At 45.5% G+C, this 13,936-nt stretch carries 12 protein-coding genes and 2 pseudogenes; 8 read left to right on the top strand and 6 right to left on the bottom strand.

Annotated features, from left to right (window positions below; genetic code table 11):
• Positions 1-257 precede the first annotated feature (257 nt).
• From BSAG_RS00805 to BSAG_RS00825, 5 genes are read right to left on the bottom strand one after another with little or no spacing between them, the layout of a single operon-like run.
• Complete coding sequence (locus BSAG_RS00805; protein ID WP_004314029.1) at positions 258-1,433, bottom strand: BACON domain-containing protein; 1,176 nt, start codon at positions 1,431-1,433, stop codon at positions 258-260.
• A 1-nt stretch (position 1,434) separates the two neighbouring features.
• Entirely contained in the window at positions 1,435-2,745 is a 1,311-nt protein-coding gene (locus BSAG_RS00810) for a DUF4302 domain-containing protein (protein ID WP_165450623.1), read from the bottom strand.
• Between the two features lie 22 nt (positions 2,746-2,767).
• The gene (locus tag BSAG_RS00815; protein ID WP_008770762.1) at positions 2,768-3,679 is read right to left on the bottom strand and encodes a putative zinc-binding metallopeptidase; all 912 of its coding nucleotides are present in this window, start codon (positions 3,677-3,679) and stop codon (positions 2,768-2,770) included.
• A 20-nt stretch (positions 3,680-3,699) separates the two neighbouring features.
• Positions 3,700-5,253: a RagB/SusD family nutrient uptake outer membrane protein gene (locus BSAG_RS00820; protein ID WP_004314032.1), complete on the bottom strand. Its 1,554-nt coding sequence runs from the start codon at positions 5,251-5,253 to the stop codon at positions 3,700-3,702.
• A gap of 37 nt (positions 5,254-5,290) precedes the next feature.
• Positions 5,291-8,428, bottom strand: a complete 3,138-nt coding sequence (locus BSAG_RS00825) for a SusC/RagA family TonB-linked outer membrane protein (RefSeq protein ID WP_004314033.1) — start codon at positions 8,426-8,428, stop codon at positions 5,291-5,293.
• A gap of 584 nt (positions 8,429-9,012) precedes the next feature.
• Between BSAG_RS00825 and BSAG_RS00830 the strand changes: the two genes are divergently transcribed.
• Positions 9,013-9,237, top strand: coding sequence for a carboxypeptidase-like regulatory domain-containing protein (locus BSAG_RS00830; RefSeq protein WP_004314034.1), 225 nt, complete (start codon positions 9,013-9,015; stop codon positions 9,235-9,237).
• 42 nt (positions 9,238-9,279) lie between these two features.
• On the opposite strand, the gene BSAG_RS00835 is transcribed toward BSAG_RS00830, so the two are convergent.
• Entirely contained in the window at positions 9,280-9,747 is a 468-nt protein-coding gene (locus BSAG_RS00835) for a hypothetical protein (protein WP_008770760.1), read from the bottom strand.
• 296 nt (positions 9,748-10,043) lie between these two features.
• On the opposite strand from BSAG_RS00835, the gene BSAG_RS00840 reads away from it, so the two are divergent.
• The 7 genes and pseudogenes from BSAG_RS00840 to BSAG_RS25840 all read left to right on the top strand — a co-directional run.
• Complete coding sequence (locus tag BSAG_RS00840; protein WP_008770759.1) at positions 10,044-10,388, top strand: SH3 beta-barrel fold-containing protein; 345 nt, start codon at positions 10,044-10,046, stop codon at positions 10,386-10,388.
• The gene (locus BSAG_RS00845) at positions 10,385-10,609 is read left to right on the top strand and encodes a hypothetical protein (RefSeq protein WP_008015864.1); all 225 of its coding nucleotides are present in this window, start codon (positions 10,385-10,387) and stop codon (positions 10,607-10,609) included. The genes BSAG_RS00840 and BSAG_RS00845 overlap by 4 nt, the downstream gene beginning before the upstream one ends.
• Before the next feature lie 108 nt (positions 10,610-10,717).
• Positions 10,718-11,473 (top strand): HNH endonuclease, encoded by a 756-nt coding sequence (locus BSAG_RS00850; RefSeq protein ID WP_004314037.1) that lies wholly within the window; start codon positions 10,718-10,720, stop codon positions 11,471-11,473.
• Entirely contained in the window at positions 11,470-11,913 is a 444-nt protein-coding gene (locus BSAG_RS00855) for an N-acetylmuramoyl-L-alanine amidase (protein WP_004314038.1), read from the top strand. The genes BSAG_RS00850 and BSAG_RS00855 overlap by 4 nt, the downstream gene beginning before the upstream one ends.
• Before the next feature lie 47 nt (positions 11,914-11,960).
• Positions 11,961-12,998 carry a DUF4373 domain-containing protein gene (locus tag BSAG_RS00860; RefSeq protein ID WP_004314039.1) on the top strand — a complete coding sequence of 346 codons (1,038 nt, stop codon included), beginning with the start codon at positions 11,961-11,963 and terminating at the stop codon, positions 12,996-12,998.
• A 317-nt stretch (positions 12,999-13,315) separates the two neighbouring features.
• Positions 13,316-13,684: pseudogene (locus BSAG_RS00865) on the top strand (NYN domain-containing protein); the annotation flags it as partial.
• Positions 13,685-13,734: 50 nt separating this feature from the next.
• Positions 13,735-13,936, top strand: a pseudogene (locus tag BSAG_RS25840) (transposase); the annotation flags it as partial.

Here is a 13,936-nt window from a genome sequence, read left to right as displayed (position 1 = left end):
AAGAGTTATTTTATATCGTTACAACATTAAAAAGAACTTCCGTAGTCCCCCTGGAGGCAATAAAAAAGGCGGGGTAATCCCGGGAAAAAAACTCCCGTTTTCCACACGGGTAGTCCTCCCCGCCTGTCATATATGTAAAGTTAAAATTAAGAGAGAGTTATTAACCTCTCATTCCGTTTCACAACGGTAGTTCTTTTCTTCATACATCTATTCCGGAAACGTTATATCCGGTTGATTCATAAGTTGCAAGTTTCCAACTATTTAAAGAGCGCAATGTCAGGGAAAAGAATATAGTCTTTCAATGCTGCCGTAGAAAACTGCTGTCCGTCGAACAATGCTATCGCAAGATAACACCCGCTCTCCGGCGCACCGGCTACATCCTGATAACTCATCCCGATAGAACCATCCTGATAAAGCACAGGAGCAAATCCGAAATTACCTTTCGCATAAATGTTGGAGGAAGCTGCTACGGAAAAGCCGTATAATGTTTGTAAAACGACATCCTCTTCCAGTGCTGTGTCATCAGCTGTCCGGTTCATTGCATTATTGGCCGTTCCATCCACCTCCTGCGTCAGGACAAAATCTTTCTGCGCTGCGCCGATAGGAACCACAAAAGCTCCATCCTCGTAGGTTGCCTGCAATGAAATCGTGGCCTTCGAGGGATCTTTCAGATACGGTGCCACCGGAGTACCGACTAACGACATATTGATCGTATAACCATCACCTTCCGCATCTTTCGTCACCTCCGTAGCCGAGAGACGATATGCCTTATCTATCTTTTTCGTATCCCATTTCACATAAATCTGGCTGTCCCTCCATGCTCCGAGCAAGTCACTCGCTTCATACTGGTAGACATAATAGAAAAACTTCCGTCCCTCATTCGTACTGACCATCAGTTGGCAGACACGCGGATTTCCGGTTTTGTTCTCTTTCAGTACGAGCAGGAAGCCTTCCTCTTTCGAGGCTGTAGGGACTTCCACCCAATCGACTCCTTTCTGTATACTCACCTTGAAATCAAACGAACTGTTGACCCGCACCACAATCTGTGAAGGAGCATTTCCGAGCCGCAACACCTGTTGGTCGGTATCGGGCGCAAAAATATTACCAGCCTGTGTCACCACAATCTTCTGTTCGTTGCTACCATCGCTTACGGTCACTTGCGTGGCACGTGACACATATTCATAATTAGCCCTGGCGAGTAATGTGATTTTCTCGTTTGTCACTTCGATCACCCTGCACCAGTCCGCACCGGAAACAGCCGTCAGTTCTCCGGCAGCCTGCAAAGCCACTTCCACCGTTCCACCGCCGGCAACCAGATCGACATCCGTGTCCACAATGCGGAAGCCCTGCGGCGTTTCATCGTTTTCCGTGCCGCACGCTGTCATCAGCAGGCAGCATACGGATACTACTATCATAAATAACTTGTTCATCATACTATTCTTCTATTGTTTTTTTTACCAATCTGATTGACGCAACTGCATCCGTGTATCCGATGAAAGCTGCGTCCTCCTCCTGCGAGTTGTACACTCCGAAGATGAATCCGGAAACTTCCCCCATCCAGACTCCATTGTCCACCAGGTAAATGCCGTTAGTGGTAGCATAGCTAATCAGTCCGATAGACTTATTGCGGAGCACATAATCGTTCATTACGTCCCACATAGCCAGATAAACATATCCGCCCTGTACCTTTTCGAGAAGTTGCGGAGAGACGGAAAGTCCGCCACGCGGCTTGTCATACATCACCAGAATATCATATTCCAACCCTTTGAGCCAGTAACTCTTCCCGTCTTCGTTCTTCAATAGCCGGACTTCCTGCGAGGCCACTTCCAGTTGTCCCGTTTCATCGTTCAGGCGGTAAAAATCCATCTGATAAGTGCCCGGATAATAATCATAGCTTTGATACCCGGCAGTGTAGACACCCGCCAGTTTGACTCCCGTAGCCCCTTCGTCGGTACAGACAAAGCTGATAAGCTCGTTCTTCCAGACAAAATTCTGCATCGTCTGCCCGTCTATCGTTACCGGTTCATGGAAACGTAGTCCGTCGGCGGTAAACATAAAAGGCACGGTTTTCTGATGCACTTTTCCTATTTCGTCGTAATAAGTCACGATAAACGTATAGTTGCTGCGAATCATTTGTCCTGTGTAGAGTCCGTCCATCAGTAAATCATATTCATAAAAGAAAGCATCGTCCTCCACCTTCTTAATTTTGGTGAGATATTGCTTCCACGTCTGGTCTTCGGTAAGTGCCTTCATCACAATCCGGTTGCCGTATTTTTTGCCTTTCAGTTCGATACGCTCGGCAGAAGCACTCGAAATAATAAATTCGTAGTCGCCTCCGAGCGTCCCGTTCGGGTCGTCAGACATACTTCCCTGCGGCTGCCCGAAATAATGCACCAGATAATTATAGGTATCGAATGACAACATCGTCGCCTGTTCCGACTTAACGCTATAGAGCGAACTGACCGTCTCATCTGCTTCCGACATCTGCGAAGCCATTGTCACCCGCTGACCATCAAACCTGCAAAGCAGGGTGATGCCTCCAAGCGAATAATCCTTGCCGATGTAATATTCCATCACCCAGCCATTCGGAGCCGCTTTCAAAAGTTCGCTGCACCGGTTCACATCGGCTGTGGCACGGTTGGCAGACGAATCGTCAAAGTAGTTCTCCTCCTGAAAGAGACATGACTGCAAGCCCAGGCAGGCAAGAGCTAACAAGAGGTATATTGTTATATTCTTCATAGTGATAATGTATAATTAAAATTCATACTCATTGAATCGTACTCAAGTCAATTTCGGTAATTTCCTGCTGACGACGCAGTACGATTTTGCGCAGTTCGTTGAGGTCGATTCCCCAAGTATCCCGCATATAGTTGTAAACAATAGCAAACTTTTTATTGATAGTGGCTGCACCCGTTTCTCCGGCAGCCCTCAACATATTATCCCAGTAGGTCTGCGTGTGGGTGACGTACATGGCTATGTTTTCCACGAAATCCTCGTTCGCCTGATTCATGGCATAGGCGGTCACGAAGCCGTCGGGCCACGCTATATCGTTTGTACGGGGCATGGCTCCCTCTGCAGTCATGTAGTAGTACCAGTCGGCTCCCACATATTTCCCCTCCGAGATCCGGTTGAAAGAAGGGTCGAAGTTCCGTTTCTGGTGCAGGATATGAGCGAACTCATGGTGCATCGTTTCAAAGTAATAGTTGTTCAGTTTTTCGATATTGATTTTCTTCACGTTGAGGTCGTTCACGTTGTAAAGCGTGATTTTCTTTCCGCCTTCTGCCGTACCGAGTACCATATTCCCGCTACTTTCGTAAGCAGGCGATCCGATGAGATGAAAGGTTTTAGGCACATATACGCGGAGAAAATCGATTCCAGCCAGTTCTACATAAGCGTCCATCCAGACGTGCTTGATGATTTTGGACAGTGCCACCGCTTTATCATAATCGGCAGGTACAAGATTGTATTTATGGTCGCTTTCGATGTCCTTCATGCGATACATGAAATCGATGTTGTAGGGATATGTGTAGTTGTCGAGCAACCAATCGTCGAAAGCGTTCCTCTCCATCGGTTCGGTGGAGAAAATGCTGTGCGCGGTGTCTATTTCGTCGCCATTGTTGCAAGCCCCCAGGCAGACTGCGGTAAGGGCAAGCAAAAAATAAATGAGCTGTTTTTTCATAACTTCCACTTTTTTCTTTGTTAATTTCTTCTCGGGTTGGGTTGTATTCCCGCCACGATCACACTCCGCGGAATTTGGATTGCGTAACGCAAGTCGTTCGGAGGCATTTCGTCGGTGACACGCTGGTTGGCCATATCACGGCGATAAATCAGGATGCCATATCGCTTGATGTCGGGCCAGCGCATCCCTTCGTGCAGGGTGGTGATACGACGGATATGCAGGATGCAATGGATGAGATTTTCCTGCATTCCCTCCTCAATCGTAAAGTCGGGGGCCAGTTGCTTTTTCGGTGTCTGTTGCGTGAAGGGGGTGTAAAAACTCATCTTGTTATAATAGGCGTTGATCTGTTCGGGTGTCAGCACCGATTTGTTGCGGGTGTAGGCACGTTGCCAACTCGTGATGTCGGCTGCCGACTGGGAATACATTTTCTTCAGCGCGTATGCTTCGGCACGACAGAGCAGGGTTTCGTCCGTAGAAAACAGTACAGGCATATAATAAAGGTATGTGCCCTCATAAAGTCCGCTCTTACGCAGGATACTGGCAACAAACCCGTTGGTGGAGAAAGGTTTCAGATAGAAATAATCCGAACTGCCCCACAACCCTGACGACAGACAGGTTTCGCTGGTGGCGAGCGTCTGGTTATGGAAGTAACGCGGACCTATCAGATAGTCACTCCCGATTGCTCCCCAGTTGGAAATGGTACTGCTTATCAACAGGTTGGCTTCATTGGAAGAGGCGATATAGGCATCTGCCTGCACGTTTCCGTTCACGGAAAGATTACCCAACGCTTCCCAGTTGCGCAGCAGATCGGCAGGATTAGTCCCCAATACACGGGTGGCAAAATCAATCACACGGTCGCAATTGGAGAAATCGGGCTTCATATAATAAAGGTAGAAACGGGCGGCAAAAGCATAAGCGGCTTTACGGGTGAAGTGATATTTGGGTACGGAGTAGCTGTCGTCCGAAATCAAGCCGATCCCTTCGAGGAGGTCACGCTCCACTTTTCGGTACACTTCTTCCAACGTGCCCCGCTCGTAACGGGGAGATACGGTGGTTTCTACCTCTTCCATATAAGGCACTCCTAAAGATTGGGAGGCATGAGTGTCATAGGCGTTGCAGAAGATATTCGCCAACATGAAATGACAGTAGGCACGGCACACGAGCGCTTCACCTCTCTGTGGGTCGAGTGACGCCGGATTTCCTTTTTCTTCGATGGCATTGAGCGCCATATTGGCGGCGGCTATTGCGCTGTAGTAACCTCCCCAAAGAGAATTGGGCGTGTCCTGATATTCTTCCTTGGTGTCTTGCCAGTGGTAGCACTCTTGTTCGGAAAGCTTGTAGTAACCGTAGGTAGGGCCACTATCATCAGAGTTATCGCTGTAAAGCTCGAACAGTTCGTTGGGCGACACGTCGGCATACGCCGATACAAGCAGTTTGGCTATTTTCTGGTCGGTGTTCAACTCCGTACGGTTGTCCGGCATTTCGTCCAGAAAGCCGTTGCAGGAGACGGTGGTCAGACCTAAACTTGCGGTCAGTACCAGTGCAGGGAGTATATGGTTTATCTTTTTCTTCATCTCTCGTATGTTTTTAGGTTGATTCTCTATTCTTTACTTACAGTCCCAGGCGCAGGGTGAGGGTGAACTGGCGGGGTACGGGCGATGCTACACCGCCGGTATTCACAAATTCCGGATCCTGCCCGTTCAGTTTCTTGTCGGCATAAATCAGGAAGAGGTTAGTGGCCTGCAACTTAAGCGACAAGTTGGAAATTTTGGCAGGGGCAATCCAGCTTTTCGGGAACTCATACATCAGTGATATTTCCTTCATACGGATAAAATCGCCTTTGGCAATACGCTCCGTGGAGTAGTTGTAAGCATTGTAAGCAAGATAGAGCGAGGTATTCGCCTGATATTGCGGGTCGCTTATTATCACTGGTATATTGGTTTTCGCCTCATCGCCGGAGACCGTCCAACGATTCTTAAACTCACGCGGCATGGCGGTGAGGTCGGAGTATTTATAGTTGAACACAGGGTCCAGTCGAACTACGTTGCCGAAAGAATAGGTCATAAAGACATTCAGTTTGAAGCCTTTGTAAGTGAATACGTTACCGAAACTTCCTGTGACAGTAGGGTCGGTAGGACCTTCATATTTCAGATAATCAAGTTTCTCCCGTTCCTGAAAGTTGACACCGGTAGTGGTCAGTTTTCCGTCAATCAGATACTGTGGAATACCGTCCGCGTCGAGCCCTGCAAAAGGGATGGAAAACAGTCCGCGCACGGGATAGCCTTCACGGGCGAAACCGTTGCCGGATACCAGTTCCATCATGCTGGTGAGTCCTTTCAGTTGGGTCACTTCATTTTTGGCGTAGGAGAAGATAAAGTCCGTATTCCACGAAAAATCTTTCGTGCGAATGTTGCGGGTGGAAAGGGTGAACTCCACACCGTGGGATTTCATCGTGGCTACGTTGGCATATTTGTTGATGAAACCGCCCACTCCCTGCGTGGGAACTACACCGATCAGGTCATAGTTGTTGCGCTGATACCAGTCGGCAGAGAAATTGATCCGGTTTTCGAGCAAACCGAGGTCGATGCCGATGTTCAGTTCATGCTTTTTCTCGTAGGTGAGTTCGCTGTTCTCAATGTCCTCGATGTAAAGTCCCGTTTCCTGAATATCGGTAAAAGGACGATAGGGAGAGAAACTGCGGATGATGGCTTGCGAATTGGTTACTTCCGCCGGACCGCGATCGGCAGTAAGAGAGTAAGAAGCTTTCAGAGTCAGGTTGGAAAGAGTGGGTTGGAGCGCTTTAAAAAAAGCTTCCTCATGCACGTTCCACGCACCGGACAAGTTCCACGTGGGCAGCCAGCGTGACGAACGGCTGCGCCCCATGCGGTTGGTTCCTTCATAACGAAAAGTTCCGTTGAGCGTGTAACGGCCGTCATAAGAATAGGTGGCGTTGAGAAAGCTCGCAATGCTACGGGTTTCGGAGTGCCCCAGACTGTAATAACGCGAACCGGACTCTATTCCGTTCTTGAAAAACTGATAGACGTAGGAAGGAATTTCCCCCATCGAATATTGCATTCCCCAGCCCTGAAAGGAAGAATATGCCTTTTTAAGACTGTTCACTTCCATACCGGCAAAGAAGTTAGTGATGTGTTTTTCGGCAAAAAGGTGATTCCATGAGAGGGTTCCGCGGAAATCGAGCCCCAACATACGGCGGTCCTGGCGCTGGTAGATTCCCCCCTCGGGCAGCAGGGTGATAGGCAGGGCGTATGGATTGTCGGGGTCTTTATAAAGCAATCCGTTTTGTTCGCGGATGGTGGCGTCGTCCATACCGGTACGGTAGGCAACGGCTTGGTTGGCATCGTCGAGCACGTTGTGTTCCTGCGACGAGGTCTGGTATCTCACAGCTCCGAGGGCACTTAATTCAAGTCCTTGAATCACTTTCCATTTCAGCTCGCCTTGAAATTTCACATCTACCATGTTGATTTCGATGTAGTTATTATCCAGTTCGTGAAGAATGTTGAATGGAGCGTAGTTGCTGATATAATCCGCAGACGGGTCGAGCGTACGGCTCGTATTGAGCGCGTAAGAATAAGGGTTGATATCGAATCCGCGTGACATCTTTCCGGAAGCGATGTCGAGGGTAGAGCTCATCGTTCCCGGTGCGTTTTGCTGACGGTAGGAAGCGTTAGAAATCAGGTTGATCGACAGGTTTTTATAAAGATTATAGGTGGTGTTTACATTGGCTGTGTAACGCTTCACTTTGCTCTGCTTGTACCAGCCCGGATCGAGCATAGCGCTCAACGAGGCATAGAAGGATGATTTTTCCGTTCCGGCGGTGACGCTGACGGAATGATTCTGCGAAATGGCATTGGTGAAAAGCACGTCGAACCAGTCGGTGTTACGCATTTCCGCTTCACGGAGATAAGCATTGCGGGATTCGGGGGTGTTGAGAAGTCCGCGCTGGCCGTTGCTGTTATTATACTCGTCGATGAGACGATACATACGACCGTACACTCCCGTGTCTTTGGTACGGAAAAGGTCGGCACTGTTCAGCCAGCCTTTCTGCTCCATCTCTTTATAGATACCCATCTGTTCCTGCGAATTCATGATATTGAATTCTTTGTAACTGGGTATGGCACGGGTGGTAAACTCACCGGTATAACTGATTTTGCTGACTCCGGCACGGCCTTTTTTGGTGGTGACCACAATCACGCCTGCCATCGCACGTGCACCGTAAATGGAAGTCGCCGATCCGTCTTTCAATATCTGAAAGCTCTCGATGTCGTCGGAATTCAGCCCGGCTATGGCGGAACTGATTAATGTCTCCGCATCACCGGAGGAAAGATCGTCGGGACCTACGTCGATGGCATCTTCAAGAATCACTCCGTCTACTACCCAAAGGGGCTTGGAACTTCCGTAAATGGAAGTAGCACCGCGCACACGAATCTTAGGAGCGGTACCGAAAGTACCCGAAACGTTCTGAACGGAAACTCCTGCCGCACGACCTTCCAAGCCGCGACTGATGTCGGGCAGACCGTCCAGTTTCACATTATCGGCATCCAATTGTTTGGTGGCTCCCGTAAACAGGCGTTTGTCCATCTTTTGCATACCGGTCACCACCACTTCCTGCAATACTTCGGAGTCGGATTTCATCATCACCTTGATTGTCCCCGGCTTAATAGGAACATCCTGCGGCTTCATGCCGACATAGGTGATTCGCAAAGTTCTTGATGAACTTATACGTTTCATAGCCCATTCCTCCGCAAATATCTAAATATAAAGTCTTTAATAAACATAAAAAAGAAGATACCTAAAGAGAATACAAGCAAACAAATGCGGAACTATAAGATAAAAATAATCTTCTTTTTTTGCCTTTAATCTACTTTTTTCGTCTTTTACCGGTTTACTGAAGAGGTAGAAAATATCTTTTATATAATGACCTTTCCAGTTCCCAAATAGCTTTTATCCTGAACTCCAAGTGACAATATAAAAGATAACGGTCACGAAATTCATAATCTTCCCGAAAACTATCCTTTTTCTACCGATAGATGCTAATTAATGATTTTTCATGTGTTATTAAACATCTTATCAGGCTATTTTATCACATTTAAATATCAAAAAGAAACTTCTTTTGAATTATCAACCATCACAAAGGCATAGAAATTCACTTTTACACACTCGTTTCATCTGCATTTCTTTTTCATCAATAGTATTTTGTCTATACAGTTCAATTTCGCATTTTTTTTCATATTTTTCTTTGTTTTTCTAAAAATGTGCTTACTTTTGCAAATAATTAAATAACAAAACAGACTATTCTACTATATAAAAACTATATGAAAAGAAAACTAACGCTGTTATTAACTTGCTTATTAGCAAGCATTAGCCTGACAATTGCCCAAACCTCTAAAAAGGTAACAGGCGTTGTCTTCTCCGAGGAAGACAATCAACCTGTCATAGGGGCATCTGTTGTAATTAAAGGTACATCTATCGGAACTACCACTGACCTTGATGGAAAGTTCGTGATTAGTAATGTACCAAGTTCATCAAGAACTTGGTAATCATTAGTCCATTCCTTCTATTTTCGTCTTTAATTCTACTTTTTATTGTTCCTCTTTCTCCCTATCTCCTTCCTTTTCCATAGGATCCTTAACCAGTTTTTTGGAGGTATGAAATCGAATTTCAATGTCTATATGGCAGTCATTATCCACCGTGCAGTCTATATCTGCCGAATCGTCAACAATTAGATTTAAAACATGACACAACACTTCGGGAAATCCGGGAATAAATTCAGACTTTCCAATGATACAAGCAGAATAATTATGAATAGTTGTCCAATCGGGGATAGGACTCTGACCGTCAAATTTACATTTACACATACGTCCTATTGAAGAGCGCGAACAATTCGAATGGTTCGCCACATATCTTTCCGGAATATTATTCAACTGTTCTATCTTAAAAATACGATCCACCACCGCTTTCTTCACATCGTCGTCACTATGACGGACACCGGTTGTTTTACTCTGTTTATCTCTACTTTTTACTTTAAATTTCTTGCTTTCCTTTTTCATAATTTATTTTTATATTATTCCACAAAAGTCCGATATTTCTTTTAACATTTGTGTTCAAGCATGACACATTCGTTCTTATTCCATGAATAAATTTAAATATGGATAGATTTGGAGGTACCCATTTTCTACCCAACTGCCATAATCAAAAAAAAAAGGTCGAATCTTTTAATGCATCGACTCATTCAAGCATGACACATTCGTATCCATTCTTTTTTTATGCGTCAAGCTTGGACAACCTTTACGCAACTCATCTTCTACCTTTGCCACCGTAATCAAAAATAAACCGAATAAAAAAAATGACTGAAATCAAAAAGAATCATTCACTTCAACGGATACGGCTTATGAAGCAGGCCGCTGTCATCCGGCAAAGTAATGGCATGAGCCGACACGATGCACTCGTCACGGCTCACCGGATAGGAAAGCTTATCCGACAAATGCATCACGGAAACGTCTGTTTCCGATATACCAAGCAGGATGGAACCATCCGTCGTGCCACCGGCACACTCATCGGCTACGAACATAGTTTCCGCCGCCCGTACACACCAAAACCGGAGAACACATTTGTCGTCTATTACGACATCGATGCCAAAGGCTGGCGCACCTTTCATGCTGAAAATTTTCTGGATATCGAAGTGGAATGAACCTACAAGAAAAAGGAATGAATCAGCAAGAACGAAAAGAGTGGGAAGCTCTTTGCAGACAGTATAATGTAGACTCCCTGCAAGAAGCGATTCAAGGTTGCCGAGAAGAATTAGAATTTCTCATTCACTGTGCCGAACGGCTCGAACCTCGTACAGAGCAAGATGAAGACAGCAAGAAACGCCGTTTAACACATACAAGAAACGCCGCTTTTCCACACTAGGAAGCGCCGTTTAACAGATGCAGGAAACGCCGTTTCTCCTTGCTAAATTCAGAGAAGCGACTATTTTTTAACAGAGTATAATTTTATTAACATTTATCAGTATCAAGTATGGAAAATTGGAGATTTATTGAAGAGAACCCCGACTATATGATTTCAGATCATGGGCGGGTATTGAGTTTCAAGGGCAAATCGAAGTTAATTCTTTGCACCAAAATTATCGGGACCGGTTATGAAACAGTATCACTCCTAAATAAAGGAATTTGTACCGATTACCACGTCCACCGTTTAATTGCAAAAGCATTTATTCCCAACCCGAAACATCTGCCGCAAATAAACCACCTTGACGGAAACACAATGAACAACCACGTGTCAAACCTTGAATGGTGCGATGCATACACCAACACGATGCACGCCATCCGCACAGGATTACGCCCCACCGGAACAGGTTCCCGCAAAACTCCCTGCGCCGTAACGGATGCGAAAGGAATCATTTTACGTGCCTACCCGTCTATGAAAGAAATGGGCAGAGAGGAACGTCTGAAACCGTCACACCAACACTGGCTCATCCTGCAACTGAAACATCCGGATCGTGTATGGCTACATAACCTACGTGCAAGGCAACATCGGGGAAACGATTTCATGAAGGTTCCCTTTGCCAATTCATCGGCTTTATCCAAACTGCCTGTCTTTTTAAACTCATCGGCAATAACGGATACGGCTGTACCACCGATTCACGCTCCCTTCACTCCGGTGCACCACTCGGTGACAAAGCAATATTACCGTCAACTGTCTGCAGAGGAGGCTGCCGCCTTCGGATTCACCTCCCCTACTATACGCAAACAAGAAAGGAGGATTTCACAATGAGAGACACCATCATCATCCACTGTTCCGCCACTCGTGCGGGACAGGATTTTACCGCTGCCGACATCGACCGCTGGCATCGTCAACGCGGCTTCCGTTCTATCGGTTATCACTTCGTCGTTCGTCTCGACGGCACGGTTGAACCGGGAAGGGATGTTGCCCTCGACGGAGCGCATTGCACGGGATGGAATCATCGGTCTATCGGTATCTGCTACATTGGCGGACTGGACAAGAACGGTCGGCCTGCCGACACACGAACGGAAGCGCAGCGTGAAGCACTTGTCCGGCTGGTAGAAGATTTGCGCCTTGTCTTCCCTTCTCTGCAACAGGTGATAGGACATCGGGACACCAGTCCCGATCTTAATGGAGACGGTATTATCTCACCGAACGAGTATATAAAATCCTGCCCCTGCTTCGATGTAAAAGCGGAGTTTATTCAATAATTATCAGTTATTTATTATCAATTATTTACAATCAGTAATTTATCATCATGGCCCGCATTTCCAAACCCGGATTAGATTATTTTCCCCTCGATGTCAATTTTCTGCAGGACAGAAAAGTACGCCGCATCTCCTGTCGCCACCATGCGGCAGGGATTGCTGCGCTCACTTCACTGCTTTGCCTCATTTATAAAGAGAAAGGTTATTATATTTCGTGGAACAAAGACACGCTCTTCGACATCGCCCAGGAAGCGTGTTGCGAGGAGGAGGAAATGCAGGCCATCATTGATGATTGCCTGGCGGTGGGGCTGTTCGACAATCTTATATATAAGGAGTACGGTGTATTGACCTCACAGGCCATTCAGGAACAATATCATAAAATCATCACCGACAGCCGGAGAAAATACAAATTACCTCTGGAACATTTCTGGCTTATCAAGGAAGATTTTAAAAATGTAACAGAATCCCATGATTTTGCTACAACAATGCCACAAACAAAAGAGGAAACGGATACAGATATCAAAGGTAAACAGGAAATGGATATGGAAAATGAGATCAAATCTGAAATCAAAAAAGACAAAGAGACAGAGAGACAAGGAAAATGTGAAAAAGAGAATGAGAGGATAATGCCGCCCGTTCCGTCAAACAGCGTTTTTCAGGCTTCGCCTGTCGTTGTAGAGGGTTTGTCTTTGGATAAATCGATTGGAAGAGAAAAAACGGAATCTACTGCGGAGACGGTTTCTGAAACAACTTCGGGAACAGCCCCGGGAACAGTCTTAGAAACAGCTCCGAAAACGATTTCGGAAGGGATGCAAACGGGAGGGGGATCGGAAGCTATACTTCTACTAAATATGCAAACAATCGGTATCCGGAACGAACAGACAGTGAAAGCGATTGCCGCCCTTGCCCGACGTAAAGAACTGGGAGGTCCCGGCGGGATTTTATGGAAAATCCTTAGTTCCCAATACCGCCCTACCCTACTCAAAAAGAACGAACCGGGTGATTACATTCTTTGGGCGCTCAATCATCCGACGGAATTTGAAAACACATACAACGGGACACTGAAAAAGCTAATCAGGGGAAGATAAACCGGGAAAAAGTCTGAATATAAAAACGAAACATGCCATCATCATTCGTTTATATCATAAATTCAGGCAAAGAAAGATAGAAAACCAAGAACTATCGCTTCTTATCATACAAGGAAAAGGCCTCGACTTGTAGAGCCAGTATTTGTAACTCGAGAAACCAAAGAATAAAGTAAATCATAAAAAAGGAAGAAAAAGAACCTATCAATTTGTTATTCTAAAAAAGATTTGTACCTTTGTGGTACAAATTACCCCTCTTAGTTGAGAAATACTAAGGCTGACCCATCAATTAAAGATGGGTTTTTTTTATATATAACGCTATGGAAGACAAAAAGAAAGTAATAGTCTATGTAGACGGTTTTAATTTCTATTACGGGCTGAAGTCTAAAAAATGGAAAATGTGTTATTGGCTGGATTTAGTCAGCTTCTTTAATAGTTTTCTAAAGTCCTATCAAGAATTGGTAGAAGTCAATTATTTTTCAGCTCGTCCAACAGATGCAGGCAAACACGATAGGCAAGATAAACTATTTCAAGCAAACAAATGTAACCCTAAATTTAACTTGATATTGGGTAAATACCTCAAAAAAGAGATTAAATGCCGTTATTGTGGTGGTATCATTCATTCTTTTGAAGAAAAAGAGACAGATGTACGAATAGCTACAAAGATTCTGTCGGACGCCTATAAAAAGGCTCAGTCTGAAACCTTGGGGGATTGCGTTAAAATTCTTATTTTTGCATCATGAAAACATCCTCTTCCCAAACGATTGATCCTGTTGCTTCTTTAAGCTTGTTCTTGCCTTCAGGAATCCTTGATTACTTTACCCTAGTCAATCATGTTTCTCAGGATACTTGCTTTATTCTTTATTTAGAGGAGAAAGCCACTATTCCTGCTGAGTACTCTGATCTCCATCTTCACTCAAAAGGTTTCCTCCCTGAGATTG

Origin of the sequence: Bacteroides sp. D1 (assembly GCF_000157095.2) — a bacterium.
In the GTDB taxonomy this organism is placed as follows: domain Bacteria; phylum Bacteroidota; class Bacteroidia; order Bacteroidales; family Bacteroidaceae; genus Bacteroides; species Bacteroides xylanisolvens.
The sequence above is the reverse complement of the archived record's forward strand: the minus strand, read 5'-3'. Positions and strand labels throughout refer to the sequence as shown.